At 73.0% G+C, this 21,075-nt stretch carries 13 protein-coding genes, 1 tRNA gene and 1 pseudogene; 9 read left to right on the forward strand and 6 right to left on the reverse strand.

Translation table 11 applies throughout. From position 1 onward, the window contains the following. The first annotated feature begins 40 nt into the window (after nucleotides 1-40). Nucleotides 41-754 (forward strand): ferritin-like domain-containing protein, encoded by a 714-nt coding sequence (locus QL987_RS09030; RefSeq protein ID WP_259557707.1) that lies wholly within the window; start codon nucleotides 41-43, stop codon nucleotides 752-754. Between the two features lie 63 nt (nucleotides 755-817). Here the strand turns inward: QL987_RS09030 and QL987_RS09035 are convergent, their stop codons facing one another. Together QL987_RS09035 and QL987_RS09040 are read right to left on the reverse strand one after the other, a co-directional pair. Continuing rightward, nucleotides 818-1,114 carry a hypothetical protein gene (locus QL987_RS09035; RefSeq protein ID WP_253467776.1) on the reverse strand — a complete coding sequence of 99 codons (297 nt, stop codon included), beginning with the start codon at nucleotides 1,112-1,114 and terminating at the stop codon, nucleotides 818-820. A gap of 10 nt (nucleotides 1,115-1,124) precedes the next feature. Then, entirely contained in the window at nucleotides 1,125-1,349 is a 225-nt protein-coding gene (locus QL987_RS09040) for a DUF3107 domain-containing protein (protein ID WP_111075648.1), read from the reverse strand. Between the two features lie 119 nt (nucleotides 1,350-1,468). On the opposite strand from QL987_RS09040, the gene QL987_RS09045 reads away from it, so the two are divergent. Together QL987_RS09045 and QL987_RS09050 are read left to right on the forward strand one after the other, a co-directional pair. Then, nucleotides 1,469-4,639, forward strand: coding sequence for a UrvD/REP family ATP-dependent DNA helicase (locus QL987_RS09045; RefSeq protein WP_290157305.1), 3,171 nt, complete (start codon nucleotides 1,469-1,471; stop codon nucleotides 4,637-4,639). Then, nucleotides 4,636-7,959, forward strand: coding sequence for an ATP-dependent DNA helicase (locus QL987_RS09050; RefSeq protein WP_290157307.1), 3,324 nt, complete (start codon nucleotides 4,636-4,638; stop codon nucleotides 7,957-7,959). Before QL987_RS09045 ends, QL987_RS09050 begins: the two co-directional genes overlap by 4 nt. A 51-nt stretch (nucleotides 7,960-8,010) precedes the next feature. On the opposite strand, the gene QL987_RS09055 is transcribed toward QL987_RS09050, so the two are convergent. Next, nucleotides 8,011-9,009, reverse strand: coding sequence for a phosphotransferase (locus QL987_RS09055; RefSeq protein WP_290157308.1), 999 nt, complete (start codon nucleotides 9,007-9,009; stop codon nucleotides 8,011-8,013). An 81-nt stretch (nucleotides 9,010-9,090) separates the two neighbouring features. Between QL987_RS09055 and nudC the strand changes: the two genes are divergently transcribed. Next, nucleotides 9,091-10,026 (forward strand): NAD(+) diphosphatase, encoded by a 936-nt coding sequence (gene nudC, locus QL987_RS09060; RefSeq protein ID WP_290157309.1) that lies wholly within the window; start codon nucleotides 9,091-9,093, stop codon nucleotides 10,024-10,026. After that, a complete protein-coding gene (locus QL987_RS09065; RefSeq protein ID WP_290157310.1) occupies nucleotides 10,023-11,768 on the forward strand; it encodes an ATP-dependent helicase in 1,746 nt (581 codons plus the stop codon). Before nudC ends, QL987_RS09065 begins: the two co-directional genes overlap by 4 nt. On the opposite strand, the pseudogene QL987_RS16895 reads toward QL987_RS09065, so the two are convergent. Then, nucleotides 11,719-12,516, reverse strand: a pseudogene (locus QL987_RS16895) (TOMM precursor leader peptide-binding protein); the annotation flags it as partial. The gene QL987_RS09065 and the pseudogene QL987_RS16895 sit on opposite strands and share 50 nt — an antisense overlap. Nucleotides 12,517-12,635: 119 nt before the next feature. Then, nucleotides 12,636-14,084 carry a zinc-dependent metalloprotease gene (locus QL987_RS09075; RefSeq protein ID WP_290157311.1) on the reverse strand — a complete coding sequence of 483 codons (1,449 nt, stop codon included), beginning with the start codon at nucleotides 14,082-14,084 and terminating at the stop codon, nucleotides 12,636-12,638. A gap of 103 nt (nucleotides 14,085-14,187) precedes the next feature. On the opposite strand from QL987_RS09075, the gene QL987_RS09080 reads away from it, so the two are divergent. From QL987_RS09080 to QL987_RS09095, 4 genes are all read left to right on the forward strand, one after another. After that, nucleotides 14,188-15,297, forward strand: coding sequence for a S16 family serine protease (locus QL987_RS09080; RefSeq protein ID WP_290157312.1), 1,110 nt, complete (start codon nucleotides 14,188-14,190; stop codon nucleotides 15,295-15,297). 194 nt (nucleotides 15,298-15,491) lie between these two features. Further along, nucleotides 15,492-18,530 (forward strand): UPF0182 family protein, encoded by a 3,039-nt coding sequence (locus QL987_RS09085; RefSeq protein ID WP_290157313.1) that lies wholly within the window; start codon nucleotides 15,492-15,494, stop codon nucleotides 18,528-18,530. 63 nt (nucleotides 18,531-18,593) lie between these two features. Continuing rightward, nucleotides 18,594-18,670, forward strand: a tRNA-Met gene (locus QL987_RS09090). A 96-nt stretch (nucleotides 18,671-18,766) separates the two neighbouring features. Further along, nucleotides 18,767-19,582, forward strand: a complete 816-nt coding sequence (locus QL987_RS09095; protein WP_290157314.1) for a carbon-nitrogen hydrolase family protein — start codon at nucleotides 18,767-18,769, stop codon at nucleotides 19,580-19,582. Nucleotides 19,583-19,642: 60 nt separating this feature from the next. Here QL987_RS09095 and QL987_RS09100 read toward each other — a convergent pair whose 3' ends face one another. Continuing rightward, on the reverse strand, nucleotides 19,643-20,845 hold the full coding sequence (locus QL987_RS09100; protein ID WP_290157315.1) for an aminotransferase class I/II-fold pyridoxal phosphate-dependent enzyme: 1,203 nt from the start codon (nucleotides 20,843-20,845) through the stop codon (nucleotides 19,643-19,645). Nucleotides 20,846-21,075: the final 230 nt, after the last annotated feature.

A 21,075-nucleotide genomic window follows, 5' to 3' on the forward strand; every position in this document is an offset into this window, starting at 1 on the left:
ACGTGCCGGAGGGGTATCACCCGACCCGTATGCTGGGCGGGTGGTGTCGTGGTGGAACCGGAAGCGTGCTGGGCAACTCGCTGCAACCTGGCTCGCGTCGCGGAACCCGCGCAGCGGGACCGTCGAGCGTCTGCAGTTGGACGACGTCAGCCCTGAGCTGGACGTCTACCTCGGCCAAGCGGCCTACCTGCAGCTGTCGCTGTACGAGACCATGGGCCGTGCCGGCGCCGGTGCGCCGACGCTCTCGGGCCGTCTGGTCACCGGGGTGCTCGCGACGACCGCTCTCGAGCGGCACCGTGCCATCGTGGCCGAGATCGAGCGTGGCGGCAAGGAGCCAGCCGATCTGATGGCCCCGCACCGGGACGCGATCGACCGTTTCCTCGAGCGCACGAGCGGTGCCGACTGGTACGAGTCGATGCTCACCGGGTACGTCACCGCCGGCATCCTCAACGACCTGTTCGCCAACCTGCTGCGGTCGCTGCCGATCGACGTGCGGCAGCGCCTGCGCACGGTGTTCGACACCCGCGAAGAGCCCGCGGTGGTCGAGGAACTGACCGCCCGCATCGACGAGGACCCGGTCGTGGCGTCCCGTCTGGCGATGTGGGGCCGACGGCTCGTGGGCGACACGTTGCTCGTGGCCCGATCCGCCCTGGCGTCGCACGCGCGGGAGGACCAGGAGCGGCTCGAGCCGGTCTGGACCGAACTCATCGCGGCACACACCCGCCGGATGGACGCCCTCGGCCTGACGGCCTGACGGCCTGACCGCCTGGCGGCCTGGCCGCCCGAGCGAGCGCCGGAGGCGTGGCCCGCAGCTGCGCTAGGCGCCCTGCTTGACCATCCGTTCGTAGTGCGCGTCGTCCGCTGCGGTGCGGCGACGGCCGAGCGCCACCTCGACGACGAGCGCGGCGGCGGCAGCAGCCACCAGGGCGACGACCCAGATCCAGGTCCCGCCGTACGACCAGCCGGCCCAGGTCAGGGCCTCCCACAGGACGGCCGCGACGATGCCGCCGACCACGGGGCCGATCAGCACCCCACGGGTCGTGCGCCAGGGCACGACGACGTGGGCGACCGCCCCGAGGAGGATCCCGCCGAGCACGGCGAAGAGGAGCTCCATGCGGGGAGCGTCAGGCGAAGAAGCCGATGCGGCGCGACTCTTCGGCGCCCACCTCGACGTACGCGAGCGATCCGACCGGCACGATGAACCGGCGGCCCTTGTCGTCGGTGAGGGAGATGTGCGTCGCCTTGGCCGCGAGCGCGTCGGCCACGGCGGTCTCGATCTCGTCGGCGGTCTGCGCCGTCTCGAAACTGATCTCGCGGGGGCTGTTGATGATGCCGATCTTGATGTCCACGACCTCACCCTAGTCGAGCGTCCCCGGGCGGCCCGGAGCGTTCGCCGCGGGCGCACGGCCGCGTCCGCACCCCGGCGCGGGCGGCCCGGGATGTCGGCTGCGGTGGGTACCGTACGACCGTGCCACCGACCACCCTGACGCCCGCGCCGGACCTCGGCTCGGTCGCGCGCGCACTGGTCGACGACCCGGCGCAGCAGGCGGTGCTCGCCCTGCCCGACGGGGTGCACGCAGCCGTCATCGGCGCTCCGGGGACCGGCAAGACGAGCACGCTGACGCGGCTCGTGGCCGACCGGTCCGCCCGCCCCGGCGCGGTGGACGCCTCCGGGCACGGCACCGTCCTCGCGCTGACCTCGGCGCGCGTCGCCGCGACCGCACTCCGCGACCGTCTGGCGGCCGCCGTCGACCGGGTCACGCCGGGCGCCCTGGCACGCACGGTCAACTCCCTCGCCTTCCAGGTGGTGGCGCACGCGGCCTCGGTCCAGGGGCAGGAGGCACCGACCCTGCTGACCGGCGGCGAACAGGACCGGATCATCGCGGACCTCCTGGACGGCCACGAACTCGACGGCACCGGACCGGCCTGGCCGGCGCCGATCACCGAGGTGGTCCGCGAGCGGGCCGGCTTCCGCACGGCGCTCCGCGACCTGATGATGCGGGCGGTCGCCGCCGGCATCGAACCCGACGACATGCGCGAGCTCGGCGACGACACCGGCCACCCCGAGTGGCGGGCGGTGGGCGACTTCGTCGACGAGTACCGCGCGGCCGTCACCGCCTTCCGGTCGACCAGTCTGGACGCCGCCGAACTCGTCGCCTTCGCCACCGCGGCAGTGCTCCGGGGGGACCTGCCGCCCGCCGTCGCCGCACTCCGTCTGGTGGTCGTCGACGACGTGCAGGAACTCGTCGAGGGCGAGATCGCCCTGCTCGGCGCCCTGGCCCGCTCCGGCGTGCAGGTCGTCGCGTTCGGGGACCCGGACATCGCCGCCTCCGCCTTCCGCGGCGGCGTCCCGGACGTCCTCGGCCGCCTCGGGCCACGGCTCGGCGTCCCGCAGGTCCAGGAGATCGTCCTCGGCACCGTGCACCGGCACGCGGCCCCGATCCGCGCGCTCGTCACCGGCATCACCGGGCGGATCGGAACCGCGGCCGCCGGTCGACAGCGTGCTGCCCTCGCCCGGGAGGCCCGTGGCCGCTCCGACGCCGTCCTGCACCTGGAAGCACCCAGCCGTTCCGCGATGGTGGCCGCCGTGGCGAGACGTCTCCGCGAACACCGGCTGCTCGACGGCGTCCCGTGGCACCGCATGGTCGTCGTCACCCGCAGCGGTGCCGCGATCCCCGAACTGGTCCGGGCGCTCTCGGTGGCCGAGGTCCCCGCGACCGCCGGTGCCGCACCGACGCGCCCGCGGGACGACACGGCCTCCCGGACCCTGGTCGACGCGGCGGCCGTCGCGCTCGGGGTGCTCCCGCTCGACGCCGACCTGGCGACGTCGTTCGCCACCGGACCGCTCGGCGGCCTGGACACCCTGGCGATCCGTCGGCTGCGGCTGGCCCTCCGGCGGGAAGAGCTCGCCGGCGGCGGCACCCGGACGGCTGACGAGCTGCTCGTCGACGCCCTCGGCGCCCCGGAACGCCTGGCCACGATCGACGCCGCCTTCGCCCGTCGCACGATGCGGCTGGCCACGAGCTTCGTGACCGCCCGGCAGGACGCCGAGTCGGGGGCGAGCATCGAGGAGATCCTCTGGGGCCTCTGGGAACGCAGCGGCCTGGCCGGGGTGTGGCGCTCACAGTCCGTCGCCGGTGGGGTGGGCGCGGCCGAGGCCGACCGGCACCTCGACGCCGTGGTCGGGCTGTTCACCGCCGCGAAGCGCTTCGTCGAGCGGACGCCGGACGCGCCGGCGCGGGTGTTCGTCGACGACCTCCTCGGCGCCGACCTGCCGGAGGACTCGATCGGGCCGGACCGGACCGCCGGACGGGTCCGCGTGCTGACCCCCTCCGCCACGGTCGGACTGGAGTGTGACGTCGTGGTGGTCACGGGCCTCCAGGACGGCGTCTGGCCGAACACGCGGGTGCGCGGCAGCCTGCTCGACCCGGACGGGCTGGTCCGGGCGGCGGCGGGGATCCCGCACTCGCCCACCGACGACCGGGCGGCAGTGATCGGTGACGAGCTCCGGCTGTTCGTCCGGGCGGTGTCCCGCGCGACGACCCAGGTGGTGATCGCGACCGTCGCGAACGACGACGAGTCACCGTCGCCGTTCGTGCGGCTGGTGCCGGTGCCGCCGGACCGGCAGGCGTCCGCGCACCCGCTGTCGTTGCGCGGGCTGGCCGGGTCGCTGCGCCGTCGGGTGGTGGCGACCGGGGACCACGAGGCGGCCTCGGCGCTGGCCCGTCTGGCGGCCGAGGACGTCCCCGGCGCGTCGCCCGACGACTGGTACGGCATCGTCGAGCCGTCGACGGACGCACCCCTGGTCGACCTCGACGCGGAACCGGTCGTGCCCGAGGGCGGCGAGGACGGGGCCGTGGTGGAGCCGGTACCGCCGACGGTGGCGGTGTCGCCCTCCCGGATCGGCACGTTCGAGGAGTGCCCGGTGCACTGGTTCGCGCAGACGTTCGGCGGCGGGGCGCCGAGCCCGGCGATGGGCATCGGGACGATCGTGCACGAGGCGATGGAGCACGCGACCGACGTCGACGTCGAGTCGCTGTGGCACCGGGTCGAGGAACGGTGGGACGAGCTGACCTTCGAGTCGCCGTGGGTCGCGGACCGTGAGCGTGCCCGAACCCGGCGGATGATCGAGGGGCTCAGCGACTACCTGCGGACCTTCGCCAGCGCCGGCCGACGGGTGCTCGGCGCCGAGGCATCGTTCGCCCTCGTGACCGGCCCGGCGCGGGTGCGGGGGAGCATCGACCGCATCGAGGTCGACCCCGAGGGCCGGATCAGCATCGTCGACCTGAAGACCGGCCGCGTCATGCCGAGCGAGAAGAACGACATGCCCGGACACCCGCAGCTCGCCGCGTACCAGCTCGCCGTGGCGGACGGAGCGGTCGAGGGCGTGCCGGAGGGTGCGGAGACCACCGACGCCCGACTCGTCTTCGTGCAGAACCCCAAGGGCGCGCACGCCTACTCCGAGCGGACGCAGCGGGCCCTCGACCCGGAGTCGCGCGAGGCCTACCGCGAACGCCTGCACACCGTCGCGCGCGGCATGGCCGGGCGGACGTTCCTGGCGAACGTGGACGACCACTGCGACCGGGCCCGCACCGGCACCGAGTGCCGCATCCACGTGGTGGGCGAGGTGACCTGGTGAGCGACGAGACCACGGTTGCGGCTGCGGCTGCGGCTGCGGCTGCGGCCCCGACCGTCGCCCCGACGGGAGGCGCGGTGCCGGACGAGCGTCCGGCCCGCCGCCGGTACGGGGCCGACGAGATCGCCGATGCCCTGGGCAAGCCCCGACCGACCGCGCAGCAGCGTGCCGTCATCGAGTCCCCGCTCGCCCCGGCCCTGGTGGTCGCGGGCGCCGGCAGCGGGAAGACCGAGACGATGGCCTCCCGGGTCGTCTGGCTGCTGGCGAACGGCTTCGTGCAGCCCGACCAGGTGCTCGGGCTGACCTTCACCCGCAAGGCCGCCGGTGAGCTCGGGGTCCGCATCAACGACCGGATCGGCGCGCTCGAGGACGTCGGGTTGATCGAGACCGGCGACGCCTTCCTCGCACCCACCGTGTCCACCTACAACGCGTTCGCGAACGCCGTCTTCCGCGAGAACGCCCTGCTCGTCGGGCGGGACGGCGAGTCCCAGGTGCTCACCGAACCCTCGGCGTGGCAGCTCGCCAGACGGGTCGTCGTCGCCGCACGGGACGACCGGCTCGCGGGCCTCGACCGGAACGTCGACACCATCACCGCCGCGGTCGTCGCGCTCGCCGGGGCCGCCTCCGAGCACCTCGTCGACCCGGCCGACCTCCGCCGGTTCGCGATCGACTTCGGCGACCTGCTCGAACTGCCGGGGTCCAGCCGCGGCACGCCCTACAGGGCCGTCACCGACGCCGTCGCCGCGATCGGGTCCCTCGAACCGCTCGCCGACCTGGTCGAGGAGTTCCGCCGCCAGAAGGTCGACCGCGGCTTCGTCGAGTTCTCGGACCAGATCGCCCTGGCGCTCGCCGCCGCGGACGCAGCACCGCGGGTGGCCGACGACCTGCGCTCCCGGTTCGCCGTGGTGCTGCTCGACGAGTACCAGGACACCTCGGTCGTGCAGACCCGCTTCCTGGCACGGCTGTTCCGCGACCACCCGGTGATGGCGGTCGGCGACCCGCACCAGTCCATCTACGGCTTCCGTGGGGCGAGCGCCGCGAACCTCGCACGCTTCCCGGCCGACTTCGGCGATGCGGCTGGTGATCCCGTCGTCACCTACGCCCTGTCGACCAGCTGGCGGAACCCGATCGACGTGCTCGCCGCCGCGAACGCCGTCGTCGAGCCGCTCTCGAGCGCGTCCGAGGTCCAGGTGGAGCGTCTCGAACCGCGCCCCGGCGCCGACCGCGGGACCGTCGGCGTGGTGTTCCCGGAGACCCTGCCGGAAGAAGCCGACGCGGTGGCCGCCTGGTTCGCCGACCACCGGACCCGGAACCCCGGCGGCTCCATGGCGCTGCTGCTCCGCGCCCGGAAGGACCTCTCGGCGTTCACGGCGGCGCTCGGTGCCCGGGCGGTGCCGTACCACGTGCTCGGCACCGGGGGTCTGCTGCAGCGGCCGGAGATCGTCGACCTGGTGGCGTGCCTCCGCGTGCTGCACGACCCCGCCGCGGGCAACGACCTCATCCGGTTGCTCGCCGGGGCACGGTGGCGGATCGGCGCGGCCGACATCGTCGCGCTGCACGGCCTGGCCCGGTGGCTGTTCGGCCGCGACCACACGCACCGACGCCTCGATGACGAGGTCACCGCGGCCTTCCGGGCCTCGGTCGCCGCGGGGGAGCACGGGTCCGTCGTCGACGCGCTCGACTTCGTCACGACCGCGCCCGACGACCACTCGGCGCTCGACGGGATCAGCCCGGCCGGCCGGGAGCGCATGCGGGCACTCGGCGCGCAGCTGTCCTCGTTGCGGTCCCGTGCCGGCGGCGACCTGGTCGACTTCGTCACGCTCGTCGTGCAGGAGATGCGGCTCGACATCGAGGTCAGCGCGCACGAGCAGGGCGGCTCGGCGTACCTCGACGCCTTCGTCGACGAGCTGAGCGGCTTCGTGCAGACCGACGACCGGGCCGACCTCGGCGCCTTCCTCGGCTGGATCGACGCCGCCGCGCGCCGCGACGACATGGGGCCGCGCTCCGAGGAACCCGAGGGCGGCACCGTCCAGATCCTCACCATCCACGGGTCGAAGGGGCTCGAGTGGGACGCGGTCGCCGTGCCCCGGATGGTCGAGGGCGGACTGCCGGCCCGGCCGCAGGAGGGCTCGACCGGCTGGCTCGGCTTCGGCCGGCTGCCGTACGAGTTCCGCGGCGACGCTGACGAACTGCCACGCCTGGCCTGGCGCGGACAGGAGACCCAGAAGGACGTCGTCGACGCGATCGACGCCTTCAAGGACGAGGTCAAGGCGCGGAACGAGGACGAGGAACGCCGGCTGACCTACGTCGCGCTGACCCGGGCCAAGCACGAGATGCTCGTCAGCGGGTCGTCCTGGTCGACCGGGGTGAAGCCCACCGCACCGAGCCGGTACCTGCACGACCTGGTCGAGGCCGGGGTGCTCGCGGCCGACCGGATCCCGGACGGCACGACCCACGAGTCGAACCCGCTCGGCGACCAGGGGGCATCGCAGACCTGGCCGCACGTGCCCTTCGGCTCCCGCGGGCCGCGGGTGCTCGCCGCGGCGGACCGGGTCCGGAACGCGAACCCCGGTGCCGCCGGCCGGTACGCCGCCGACATCGACCTGCTGCTCGCGGAACGTCGGGCCTCGCGGTCGGCCGCCCACCAGGTCGTCGTCCCGCACCGGGTGCCGGCGTCCGGCTTCAAGGACTACCTCGGTGAGCCCGACAAGGTCGCTGAGCGGTTGCGACGACCGATGCCGGAACGCCCCTACCGAGCGACGCGTCTCGGCACGCTGTTCCACCAGTGGGTCGAGCAGCGCGCCCGCGGCGAGGCCCCGGCAGCGCTCGGCGGCTGGGACGGCGGGTTCGACGCGTGGGCCGGCGAGCTCGACCTGGATCCCGACGAGACGACCGAGGGTGGTCCGGCCGCGGCCGGCGAGGTCCCGGTCAGCGACGACGACGCCCGACGGCTGGCCGACTTCCAGGACACCTTCGCCCGCTCACGGTGGGCGGGGCTCACTCCGGTCGAGGTCGAGCGCGAGATCCACATCCCGTTCCTCGGCCACAGCGTGGTCTGCAAGCTCGACGCCGTGTACGAGATCGACGGGCGCATCGAGGTCGTCGACTGGAAGACCGGCAAGGCCCCGAGCGGCGCCGACGACCTCGACCGGCGGCAGTTGCAGCTCGCGCTGTACCGGGTCGCGTACGCCGAGTTCACCGGGCGGCCGATCACAGACGTCGACGCGGTGTTCTACTTCGTCGCCGACGACATGGAGGTCCGACCGTCGACGCTGCTCGACCGGGCCGGACTCGAGCGCGCCTGGCGCGAGGCGATCGGCTGAGGCGAGGCGATCTGCTGACGCGAGGCGGGCCTCCCGGCCGTGCCGCGTGTGTCAGCTGTGGCGGCGTTCGGTCGAGGAGAGCAGTTGCTCGACCTCGCCGATCTCCATCGTCTCCGGCGAGACGGCCTGCAGCGGCGCGGCCGTCGGGGCGTGCACGGCCTCGGCGAGGCGGTGCATCATCGCGACCGCGTCGTCGACGACTTCGGTGCTCTTCACCTGCACGCCGTGCAGCAGCCACTGCGCGGTCTCGAGCTCGTGGTGCACGCGGGCGCGCTGTCCGAGCTGACGGTCACGACCGCCGCCACCCGCGGTGTAGGCGCTGAGCACGGTGTCGAACGCCTCGCGGCGGCCGGCGAGCACCCACGCCAGGTCCTTGGCCGGGTCGCCGAGCCGCAGTTCGCCCCAGCCGAGGACGCCCGTGACGTCGTCCCCCCGGACGAGGACCGAGTCGAGTCCGAGCGAGCCGTGCACGACGGTCGGCGTGAACTGCCAGAGCTGCTGGTCGCGCGCGGCGCCCTCCCAGCGCTCCTGCAGGGCGTCCGGCACGAGCTTCGTCGCGACGGCGCGGTCCATCACGGACACGGCCGAGCGGAGCACCTCGAAGGGCGTCAGGGACGGCAGGCCGGCGTCGGTGACGAAGCTGGTCGGCAGGGCGTGCAGTGCGGCGATCGCGCGACCGACGCTGGTGGCCAGCTCGGGCCGGTCGGTCAGGTCGCGGAGCGCGGGGTGCGCGCCCTCGACGTAGGACGTCAGGATGGCGCGGGTCGACCCGATCGGCGCCTGTCCGCGGTACTCCGGCACGGCGAACGGGAGGCGCGTGCGGATCCCGGCGCTCAGGGCGCGGATCGCGACGAGGTCGGCGGACTGGCGCGCTTCCGCGCGCTGGTTCCGGGGACGACGGATCGCCGAGGACCGGCCGTCGGCGTCGCGGACGACGGCCGATTCGTAGTCGCCGCCGGCCACCGAGCCGAGCGTGCGTGTGCCGGTCAGGACCAGTTCGGGCACGGCCGTGGTCGCCAACGCGGCTAGAGTGAACTGCGATCCCGCCATGCCCAACAGGGTAGGTCCGCGGCGCATCCGATCGGTGCGCGCCACGCTGACCCGGGACGTGTCGACCACCAGGAGATCCGTGTGACCGTGGAGTTCGCCGCCCGGCTGCCGCTCGCCCGCAACGAGCTCGACCGCGACGCGGAGCACCGTTCCACGCCCGACCTCGAGCGGGTGCTGCGCGACGACCCGACCACCCGGTTCCTACCGGTGCACGGCGGCGCCATGCTGCGGAACGCCGACGGCACGCTGCGCTTCGTCGACGCCGGCCAGGTGCCGGACGACGCCACCCTGCTCTACCTCGGTCGCGCGGTCAGCGACGCTCCGGACGCCCCGGCGGGCACCCGCTTCGTCGCGGCCCTCGTCGACGACGCCGCGGCCGCCCGGATCGAGCCGGACACCGACGTGTGGGAGAACCTCCGCATGTTCGGCACCGAGCTGTCCGCGCGTGACCAGGGCCTGGCGGTCGAGGCCGTGGCGATGGCGAACTGGCACGCCGTGCACGGGTTCTCGCCGCGCACCGGTTCGCCGACCGAGTCCACCGTCGGCGGCTGGGTCCGCCGTGACCCCGAGGGCCACCAGCACTTCCCGCGCACCGACGCCGCGATCATCGTCGGGATCACCGACGGGCAGGACCGGATACTGCTCGGCTCGAACGCCGCCTGGGACGCGAACCGGTACTCGCTGCTCGCCGGGTTCGTCGAGCCGGGGGAGTCCCTCGAGGACGCCGTCCGGCGCGAGGTCTTCGAGGAGGCCGGCGTCACCATCGAGGAGCCCGAGTACCTCGGCTCGCAGCCGTGGCCGTTCCCGGCGTCGCTGATGGTCGGCTTCCGAGCCCGGGCGGTCGACGGCGACCCCTCGACTGCCCGCCCGGACGGTGTGGAGATCATCGACGTCCGCTGGTTCTCGCGCGACGAGATCCGCGAGCAGGCCGGCGACACGGTGCTGCTGCCCGGCCGGACCTCCATCGCCCGCGTGATCATCGAGGAGTGGTACGGCGGGCCGCTCGACCTGCCGTGACCCCCACAGCCGGACCCGTCGACCCGACGACGCACTCGCCGGACGCCCTGCTCGCCGCGCTCGACGCCGAGCAGCGCACCGTCGCCCGGACCCTCCTCGGTCCGGTCGCGGTCCTGGCCGGTGCCGGCACCGGCAAGACCCGGGCGATCACGCACCGGATCGCGTACGGCGTCGCCACCGGCACGTACTCGCCGAACCACGTCCTGGCGCTGACCTTCACCACCCGCGCCGCCGGTGAGCTGCGCTCCCGGCTGCGTGCACTGGGCGCCGGAGCCGTACAGGCCCGGACCTTCCACGCGGCGGCGATGTCGCAGCTCGGGTACTTCTGGCCGGACACCGTCGGCGGCCACGCGCCCGGCCTGGTGGAGTCGAAGGGCCGGGTGATCGCGCACGCGGCCGACACGATCGGCCTGCGGGTGGACACCCCGGTGCTGCGCGACCTGGCCGGCGAGGTCGAGTGGCGGAAGGTGCAGCGACTCACCTACGACGAGTACGAGGCCGCGGCGTCCGAGCGCACCATGCCGCGGGACACCTCGCCGTCGCGGGTCGTCGACCTGATGCGCGCCTACGAACGGCTCAAGGACGACCGTCGGCAGATGGACTTCGAGGACGTGCTCCTGCTGACGCTCGGCATGGTGGAGTCCGAGCCCCGGGTCGCGTCCTTCGTGCGGCAGCAGTACCGCTTCTTCGTGGTGGACGAGTACCAGGACGTCTCGCCCGTGCAACACGACCTGCTCCGGGCGTGGCTCGGCGGACGGGACGACCTGTGCGTCGTCGGGGACGCCAGCCAGACGATCTACTCGTTCACCGGTGCCTCCAGCCGCTACCTGCTCGGGTTCGGTTCGGAGTTCCCGCGCGCGTCGGTGCTCCGGCTGGAACGGAACTACCGGTCCACCCGGGAGGTCGTGCTCGCGGCCAACGCCCTGATGCGTGGACAGCCGGGGGCGCTGGACCTCGTCGCGCAGGAGACCACCCCCGGCCCCGAACCGGTCGTGCTGCCCTGCGTCCACGACGGTGACGAGGCGGCCACCATCGCCCGACGCATCGCCGAGCTCGTGACCGGCGGTGCCGCGTACGGCGACTGCGCGGTGCTGTTCCGCGTCGGCGCCCAGTCCGCCGCGATCGAGTCGGCGCTCGCCCGCAACGGGATCCCGTACCGGGTGCAGGGCGGCAAACGCTTCTTCGACCGGCCGGAGGTCAAGCTCGCCGTGCACCACATGCGCGGCGAGGCGGTCCGACAGACCGACGACGAACTGCTGCGCCGCGTGGAGCTCGTCCTGCAGATCAGCGGGTGGACCCGCACCGCCCCCGAGGGCACCGGCGCCGTCCGCGAACAGTGGGAGGCGCTGCAGGCGATCATGCAGCTCGCCGAGAACGCACCCGCCGACACGACGATGCAGCAGTTCACCGCGGACCTGGTCGACCGCGCGGCCACCCACCACGAGCCGGAGCTCGACGCCGTCACCCTCGCGACGCTGCACTCGTCGAAGGGCCTGGAGTGGCCGCACGTGGTGCTCGCCGGCGTCGCCGAAGGGCTGCTGCCGATCTCGTACGCCACCACCGACGACGGCATCGACGAAGAGCGCCGCCTGTTCTACGTCGGCATCACGCGTGCCCGTCGTTCCCTGACCATGACGTGGTCGGCGCAGGGCTCGTCACGGGGCGGACCCCGGGTGGCGAGTCGGTTCCTGGCAGCGATCGGCACGCACACCGCGGATGCGGAGCGACCCACCGCCGGGTGACCGACAGGTCGGCCCGGTCGAACACCAGCTGCTCGGCGTCCGGCCGCTGCACGACCAGCGGTAGCCGGTCGAGGACCGTCCGGGCCACGGTGGCCGCCAGGCTGGCCGCACGCCACGGGGACAGCGCCGCCGCCGGTCGTCCCCACACCTGCGCGGCGATCGCCGGCCACGCCGGGTCGGCGTCGGTCCGTTCCAGCTCCACACACTGGAGGCACGGCCCGGCTCCCGGTACCAGGAACGGCCCGACGCGGACCCGGCCGTCGCCGACGACGACCGGCAGGTGCGGCACCGACCGCCGGGTCCACGCGGACCGGACGACCGGGTCGGTCACGTGGTCGGCGACGAGGACGGCCAGCGCCGGCGGTGGGTCCGGCTCGGGCACCGGGCCACCCCGCGGAGCGATCGTCCGGACGACGGTCACGCCGTCGCCGGTGAGCATCCGGTCGAGTTCTTCGGCGAGGGGCCCGACGCCGGCGACCTCGACCCGGGCGAGGGGCTCCGGCAGCATGTCGACGACCGCGGCGGCGGCGTCGCCGAGGACCCGGGCGGCCGCGGCCGGTGCGCAGCCGACGCTCCGTGCCAGCCCGGCCATCACGTCCCGGGCGGTCTCACGTCGGAGCGCGCAGAGGAACCGCTCCTCGGCCGTGGTCGGGACCGGCACCACGGCACGCGGCGGGTCGACCCCGAGCTGCACGGTGCACGGGTCGCGCCACACGAACTCGAGCGTCGGATCGATGCGGATGCCCATGTCGCCAACGCTCGCGCATCACCGGTGTGGGTCGGAGGCGGACGGCGTGATCTGTGGACAACCGCGGGGCGGACCGGCGGGTGTGGACGGGAGGCGGGGCGCGCCTCCCGTCCGGACGACTACTGCTGCGGACCGCCGGCCGGGCCAGCTTCCGGACCGCCCGAGGGACCGGTCGCGGGGCCGTCGGCCGGACCAGCGGTGCCCGGGTCCTCGTCGATCCCGCCGGACTCGTCCTCGTGCGGACGGTCGTCGGTCGCGTCGTTGAGCAGGTCCTCGAGCGCACGGTCGAACGCGTCGTCCTCGGCGGACTGCGACGGGTCCCGCAGCCGGGCGACGAGCGACTCCGGGGCGTCGATGTCGTCGGAACCCGGCACCAGGTCGAACGCGGCCCACAGCGCGTCGCGCTGGTCGGCACCGAGCTCGTCGGTCACGCGCTGCCACATCGCGGCGGCCTCGCGCAGTCGGCGGGGCCGCAGTTCCAGACCGACGAGCGTCGCGAACGCCGACTCGGCCGGCCCGCCCGCGGCACGGCGGCGGCGGACCATCTCGGCGATCGCCCCGGCGCGGGGGAGGCGTGCGGTCGCGGCGGCCGTGACCGTGTCGACCCAGCCCTCGACCAGCGCGAGCATCGTCTCGAGGCGGGCCAGGGCGGCGTCCTGCTCGGGTGTCCGCGGCGGGATGAGCGCCCCGGAGGCCAGGGCGTCGCGGAGCTGCTCCTGGTCGGTCGGGTCGATGCCGGAGAGCGATTCCTCCACCCGGTCGAACGGGATGTGGACGCCCTTCGCGTACTCGGTGATCGAGGAGATGATGTGCAGTCGGAGCCAGCGGGCCGAGCGGAACAGCCGCGCGTGGGCGAGCTCGCGGACTGCCAGGTAGATGCGGACCTCGTCGACCGGCACGTCGAGCCCGTCGGCGAACTCGGCGACGTTCTGGGGCACCAGCGCGGCGACCTGCTCGTCGAGCAGCGGGATGCCGACGTCGCCACCGGACACCACTTCCTTCGCGAGCTGTCCGACGACCTGGCCGAGCTGGATCGCGAAGAGGGCTCCGCCGACGCCGCGCATCGCCTTCGAGACGTCGCCCAGCATCGCCTTGAGCTCCTCCGGCGCGCGCTGGTCGATCGCCTCGGTCAGGGCCGTGGCGATGCTCGAGGCCACGGGTTCGGCGATCTGCGACCACACCGGTGCCGTCGCCTTCGCCCACTGTTCACGCGTGTAGACGCTCGGCGTCGCGGTGAGTTCGGCGACGGTGGTGACCTCGTCGAGCCACAGGGCCGCGACCTGGAACGCCTGCGTCGACGCCTGGGCGGTGGCGGGGTCGAGCGGCTCGGCGCCCTCGCGTGCGATGGTGGCGGCGCGGTCGGCGGTCACCGTGAAGTCGATGCCGTCCGAGCCGGTCTGCGCGGCGCGCTGGAGTTGGCTCATGAGTTCGGCGACGGCGGCCGGGTCGTTCGGCAGGCCGGCGGCACCGGCGAGCTGCGACGGGTCGATCTGCCCCTCGCCGGACAGGAGTTTGCGGAGCATCTCCTGGAAGTCGTCGTCCGGCCCCGGCTGCGGTTCATCAGGCATGCCGACTACGCTAACCGCTGCCCGCGGGCCCGGACCTGGGACCGGCCCGGGCATCCGCCCGGACGGCTGCGCCGTGGGCGAACAGCCTCCGGAAGGACCCTGCGTGACCCTCTTCGCCCCCGCTCCCCGTCGTCGCTCGCGCTCGCGGACCGTCGGGTGGGTGTTCGTCGCCGGAGCCGTCGTGCTGGGACTGGTGGCGAGCGTGCTGCCGAGCCCGTACGTCATCGAGATGCCCGGACCCGTGTTCAACACGATCGGCACCCAGCGGCAGGGGACGGGCAAGGACGCGAAGGACGTCGAGCTCATCGACATCGACGGACACCGCACGTACCCGACCTCCGGTGCGCTCGACATGCTCACGGTCAGCGTGCAGGGCACCGCCACCGAGCGGCCCTCGTGGACCAGCGTCGTCCGCGCCCTGTTCACGAAGTCGCAGGCGGTCGTGCCGGCCAGCGCGATCTACCCGCCCGGCACCTCGACCGACCAGGTCAACAAGCAGGACGCCGCTGACATGACGAACTCCCAGCAGTCCGCCGTGGCCGCCGCGCTCATCCACCAGGGGTACCGGATCCCGACCGAACTCGAGGTCGGCAGCATCCAGGACGGCTCAGCAGCCGACGGCGTGGTCCGCACCGGGGACGTCGTCACCGCCTTCGACGGCACGTCGCTGCGCACCAACGCCGATGCGACCACGCTCCGTGAACTCGTCGCGAAGCACGGCACCTCGTCGCCCGCGACGGTCACGGTGGAGCGCGGGGGCGCGACCCGCGAGCTCTCCCTGACCCCCCGGTCCGAGCAGGGCACCGCGCTGATCGGCGTCGGCGTCGTCGAGCACTACGACTTCCCCTTCGACGTCGACATCAAGTTGCAGGACGTCGGCGGCCCCTCGGCCGGCATGATGTTCGCGCTCGGGATCATCGACGAGATCACGCCGGGCAAGCTCAACGGCGGCGAACACGTCGCGGGCACCGGCACGATCACCGCGGCCGGCGAGGTCGGCCCCATCGGTGGCATCCGCCAGAAGCTCTACGGCGCCGAGGCCGCCGGCGCCAAGGTCTTCCTCGCCCCGAAGACGAACTGCGACGAGGTCGTCGGCCACGTGCCCGCCGGCCTCGACGTCTACGCCGTCTCCACCCTCGACCAGGCCGTCACCGACCTGCAGACGATCGCCGCCGGCCGCAGCACCGCCGGACTCGAGCGCTGCACGCGCTGAGCGCTGCTCGGCCTGGTCACTGTCCGACGGGAGTGACGGGGCGGACGGGGGACGGGCCTCCCGGCCGGCCCGGAGGCCCGAGCCGACTTCCTGAGATGCAGCACAGGTTGACTGTCGGCCGGGGCGAATAGGATCGACGCACTGACGGCTCGGCCTGCCGGCGCCGCCGGTCCGACACGTCTGGAGCACAACAAGTGACGAACACCTCGTCCACCGCGGGACGGCGCTCGCCGCGTGTCCCGATCGTGGTCACGATCATCGTGCTGGCCGCACTGGTGATCGGCTTCTTCATCTTCGCCAGCCTCTACACCGACTACGCGTGGTTCACGCAACTCGGGTTCGAGCGGGTCCTCACCACCAGGTGGCTCGCCGGGACGGCGATGTTCGTCGCCGGGTTCCTGGGGATGGCCGTCCCGGTCTGGCTGAGCATCACGCTCGCCTTCCGGTTCCGCCCCGTCTACGCGAAGCTCAACTCGCAGCTCGACCGCTACCAGCAGGTCATCGAACCGCTGCGCCGCGTCGTCATGCTCGGCATCCCCGCGGTGCTCGGTGTCTTCGCCGGGCTCGCGACGGCGCCGCGCTGGAGCATGGTGCTGGAGTACTTCAACCGCACCCCCTTCGGCAAGACGGACCCGCAGTTCGGGCTCGACATCGGGTTCTACGTCTTCGAGCTGCCGTTCTGGCGTGCGGTCGTGGCGTACTCGTCCGCGGTCGTCCTGATCGCCGGGCTCGCCGCCCTGGCCGCCACGTACCTGTACGGGGCGCTCCGCTTCGGCGGGCGCGAGGTCCGGATCTCGCGGGCCGCCCGCATCCAGCTCGCGGTCACGGCCGGCCTCTACATCGCCCTGCAGGCCGCCAGCCTGTGGCTCGACCAGTACGCCGCGCTGACCAAGGACAACTCGCTCATCACCGGTGCCCAGTACACCGAGGTGAACGCGACCATCCCGGGCCGCGAGATCATGGCCGGCATCGCCGCGATCGTGGCGATCCTGTTCATCGTCACCGCCGTCATCGGCCGCTGGCGCATCTCGATCGTCGGCACCGGCCTGCTCCTGGTCGCGGCGATCGTCATCGGCGGCATCTACCCGTGGATCGTCCAGCGCCTGCAGGTCGCACCGAGTGAGCGGTCGTTCGAGTCGGCGTTCATCCAGCGGAACATCGACGCCACCCGTGACGCCTACGACGTCGCCGGGGTCAAGGAACGCGACTACGACGCGACCACCACCGCGACCTCGGGCGCCCTGTCGGAGGACGCCCAGACCACCGCGAACATCCGCATCATCGACCCGAAGATCGTGGCGGACACGTACAGCCAGCTGCAGCAGTACCGGCAGTACTACCAGTTCCCGGACCAGCTGGACGTCGACCGCTACCAGGTCGACGGCAAGACCGAGGACACCGTCCTGGCCGTGCGCGACATCGACCTCGACGGCCTGGGCTCGTCGGCGACGCAGTACAACCGCACGTTCGTCTACACCCACGGCTACGGCGTCGTCGCGGCCTACGGCAACCAGCGTGCGAGCGACGGCAAGCCGGTCTTCATCGAGTCGGGCATCCCGGCCGGCGGCGACCTCGGCAAGTACCAGCCGCGCGTGTACTTCGGCGAGAACTCGCCCGCGTACTCGATCGTCGGGGCGCCGAAGGGCACCAAGGACGTCGAGCTGGACTACCCGTCCGGGTCCGACGACAACGACGGCAACGCGACCACGACCTACGCGGCCGACGGTGGTCCGAAGATCGGCAACTTCTTCAACCGTCTGGTCTACGCGGCGAAGTTCCAGTCCGAGCAGATCCTGCTGTCGAACGCCGTCAACGCGGACTCGCAGATCCTGTACGACCGTGACCCGGTGCAGCGCGTCAGCAAGGTCGCGCCGTACCTGAAGCTCGACAAGGACGCCTACCCGGCGATCGTCGACAACCGCATCCAGTGGGTCGTCGACGGGTACACCACGAGCAACGCGTACCCGTACTCGCAGAGCCAGAGCATGACCGACAGCATCAACGGCACCGACACCGGCAGCTTCCGTACCGATCAGGTGAACTACATCCGGAACTCCGTCAAGGCCACCGTCGACGCCTACACCGGCAAGGTCACGCTCTACGCCTGGGACACCACCGACCCGGTGCTGAAGACCTGGCAGAAGATCTTCCCGACGTCGCTGCAGCCGGTCTCCTCGATGAGCGCCGACCTGTTGGCGCACGTCCGCTACCCGACGGACCTGTTCAAGGTCCAGCGGAGCATCCTCGGCACCTACCACGTCACCAACGCCAACTCGTTCTACTCGGGCGACGACGCGTGGACGACCCCGGTGGACCCGACCTCGACGTCGACGAGCGCGGGGGACTCCGACTCGGCCGGCTCCGGCTCGGGGACGAACACGACCACGACGAACGCACTCGGGACGCAGACCACCGCGACGAACCCCGACCAGCAGGACCCGTACTACCTGACGATGAAGGTCCCCGGCTCCGGGACGGCGTACTCGCTGTACAGCACGTACATCCCGAAGCAGAACTCGTCGTCGAACGCGCGCAACGTCCTGACCGGCTACCTGGCCGTCGGGTCGGATGCCAGCGGGGCCGGCAAGGGCAAGAAGGGCAAGGGGTACGGCAAGCTCACGCTGCTGACGATCCCGAAGACCGACAGCATCCCGGGTCCGTCGCAGGTGCAGAACCTGTTCAACTCCGACCCGACCGTGTCGCAGGAGCTCAACATCCTGAAGCGCGGCAACAGCACGGTGAAGCAGGGCAACCTGCTGACCCTGCCGGTGGGTGGCGGGTTCCTCTACGTCCAGCCGGTGTACGTGCAGTCCACCTCGAGCGGCTCGTACCCGCTGCTGCAGAAGGTCCTGGTGGCCTTCGGCGACAAGATCGCGTTCGAGGACACGCTCGACCAGGCGCTCGACAAGCTGTTCGGTGGCAACTCCGGTGCGGCCGCGGGTGACTCCGGGGCAGCGTCCGGCTCCGGCTCGGACTCGGGTGACTCCGGGTCGGGGACCTCGACCGGCGGCGCTACCGGCGGTGCCACGGGCGGCTCCACGGGCGGCTCGTCCGCGGGTAGCAGCAACCCGGACGTGCAGCAGGCGCTGTCCGACGCCGACAAGGCACTCCGGGCCCGCGAGCAGGCGTACGCCGAGAACGACTTGGTGGGGGCGGCCGAGGCCGACAAGCAGCTGCAGCAGGCCATCGAGGCCGCCATCGCAGCCGAGAACAGCACCGCCTCGAAGGGCTGAACACGCCGAGCGGGGTGCTCGATTTGGCACCCCGCTCGGGTCCGTGTAGTGTTTTCCATGTGCCGCGGGGTGGAGCAGTTCGGTAGCTCGCTGGGCTCATAACCCAGAGGTCGTAGGTTCAAATCCTGCCCCCGCAACCAACGCGACACGAAAAGCCCCGGTCCTCACGGACCGGGGCTTCTTCGCGTTCCCGGGCTGCTTCGCGTTCCGGGGCCGAGCGCGGCTAGCCTGGCACCGTGACGACCCTGACCATCGCGGCAGCCCAGTTCGCCCCCGTCGACGACACCGCCGCGAACCTCCGCTCCGTGGCCGATGCTGCCCGGACCGCAGCGGAGCGGGGCGCACAGCTCCTGGTCACGCCGGAGTACACCTCGTACTTCACGGCCGAGATCGACGACCGCTTCGTCGCGGCAGCGCAGCCGCTCGACGGGTCCTTCGTCACCGGCCTCCGTCGGATCGCCCGCAGCACCGGCATCGCGCTGGTCGTCGGCGTGGCCGAGACGGGGGAGACGGCGGAGCGCTTCCGGAACAGCCTGGTGGCGATCGGTGCGGACGGCTCGGTGCTGACCACGTACCGCAAGGTGCACCTCTACGACGCGTTCGGGTCGCGGGAGTCCGACCGCATCGAGGCCGGTGATCCCGCACAGCTGCCGGTGGTCGAGGTCGCGGGCGTCCGGGTCGGCCTCGAGACCTGCTACGACCTGCGCTTCCCGGAGGTCACCCGCCGCCTGAGCGCTCCCGAGCACGGCGCTGCCGACGTGGTGGTGGTGCCGGCCGAGTGGGTCCGGGGTCCGGGCAAGGAGCACCACTGGCGGACGCTGTTGACCGCACGGGCGATCGAGAACACCGTGTGGGTCGTCGGCGTCGGGCAGGCGCCGCCCGTCGGCATCGGCGGCACGGTCGCGCTCGACCCCACCGGGACCGCGGTCGCCGCGCTCGGGGCCGAGGCCGGACTGCTCGTCACGACCGTCGACACCGCCGTCACCGAGCGGGTGCGGGCCGTGAACCCGTCGCTGTCCCTGCGCCGGTACGACGTCCAGCCGCGCGACTGAGGCGCACCCGCCGCGCGCGACGCACCCGCCGCGCGCGGCGCACACCGCCCTGCGCGCGGCTCAGACCGCCGTGGCGAGCCCTGCCAGCCGGGCCACGGCCTCCTCGAGCACCGACCGCTGCTTGCAGAAGGCGAACCGGATGAGCGACCGGTACCCGTCGACGTGGTCCGGGCGGACGAACGCCGACACCGGCACCCCCACCACGCCGGCCAGTCGTGGGAGCTCCAGGCAGAGCGCCCGGGCGTCCGCGTGCCCGAGCGGAGCCGCGTCCGCGATGACGAAGTAGCCCGCGTCCGGCCGCAGCACGTCGAAGCCGGCGGCCGCGAGCCCGGCGGCCAGGATCTCCTGCTTCGCCCCGAGGTCCGCCGCGATCCCGGCGAAGACGGCGTCGGGCAGGCGGAGTCCGGTGGCGATCGCCGGCTGGAACGGCGCCCCGTTGACGAAGGTCAGGTACTGCTTGACGGTCGTGATCGCCTCGACCAGGGCCGGGGGAGCGGTGAGCCAGCCGATCTTCCACCCCGTCGTGTTGAAGGTCTTGCCAGCACTCGAGATCGAGACCGTGCGCTCGCGTGCCCCGGGGAGCGTGACCGGGGGGACGTGGGCACCGGCGAACGCCAGGTGCTCGTAGACCTCGTCGGTGACGATCGCCGCGTCGAACTGCTCGGCGAGCTCGACCACGTTGCGGAGGACCTCGACCGGCAGCACCCGGCCGGTCGGGTTGTGCGGTGTGTTCACCAGCACGACCCGGGTGCGGTCGGAGAACGCGGCGCGCAGGTCGGCCTCATCGGGCAGGAAGTCGGGGGCCCGCAGCGGCACGGTGACGTGCGTTGCACCCGCCAGCCGGATGAGCGCGCCGTAGGCGTCGTAGAACGGTTCGAAGGTGACGACCTCGTCACCGGGCTCGACGAGCGCGAGCAGGGTCGCGGCCAACGCCTCGGTCGCGCCGGCGGTGACCAGGACCTCCCGATCGGGGTCGACGTCCAGGCCGTACCAGCGGGACTGGTGCTCGGCGACGGCCGCGCGCAGGTCCGGGGTGCCCCGACCCGGCGGGTACTGGTTCGCGCCGGCGCGGATCGCCGCCACCGCGGCGTCCAGGACCTCGGCGGGCCCGTCCTCGTCGGGGAAGCCCTGCCCCAGGTTGATCGCGCCGGTGGCCGCCGCCAGGGCGCTCATCTCGGCGAAGACGGTCGGCGCGGGCACCCCGTCGGGTCCCAGGAGCATGGCACCCTCGGCGGCTCGCAGCCACGGACCGGTCTGCCGCATGAGCGACCCCTCTCGACGTCGAGGCACCGGCCGGGAGGCGCGGCGCACGCTGGCCCCCAACCTAGCGTCCGCCCCGTCCCGGCTCCGGCGATCGCCGTCGTCGACCGCAGACCTGGTCCCGCGTGCGTGGAGCCCGTTCGTCTTGTGCGGACCGGGCACACAGCTGACGCATACGATCGGCTTGGCCAGCTCGCAGGTGCGCCATCATGACCGCCCAGGTCGGTGGTGGA

The sequence above is a fragment of the Curtobacterium sp. APC 4022 genome (assembly GCF_030407555.1).
Lineage (GTDB): Bacteria > Actinomycetota > Actinomycetes > Actinomycetales > Microbacteriaceae > Curtobacterium.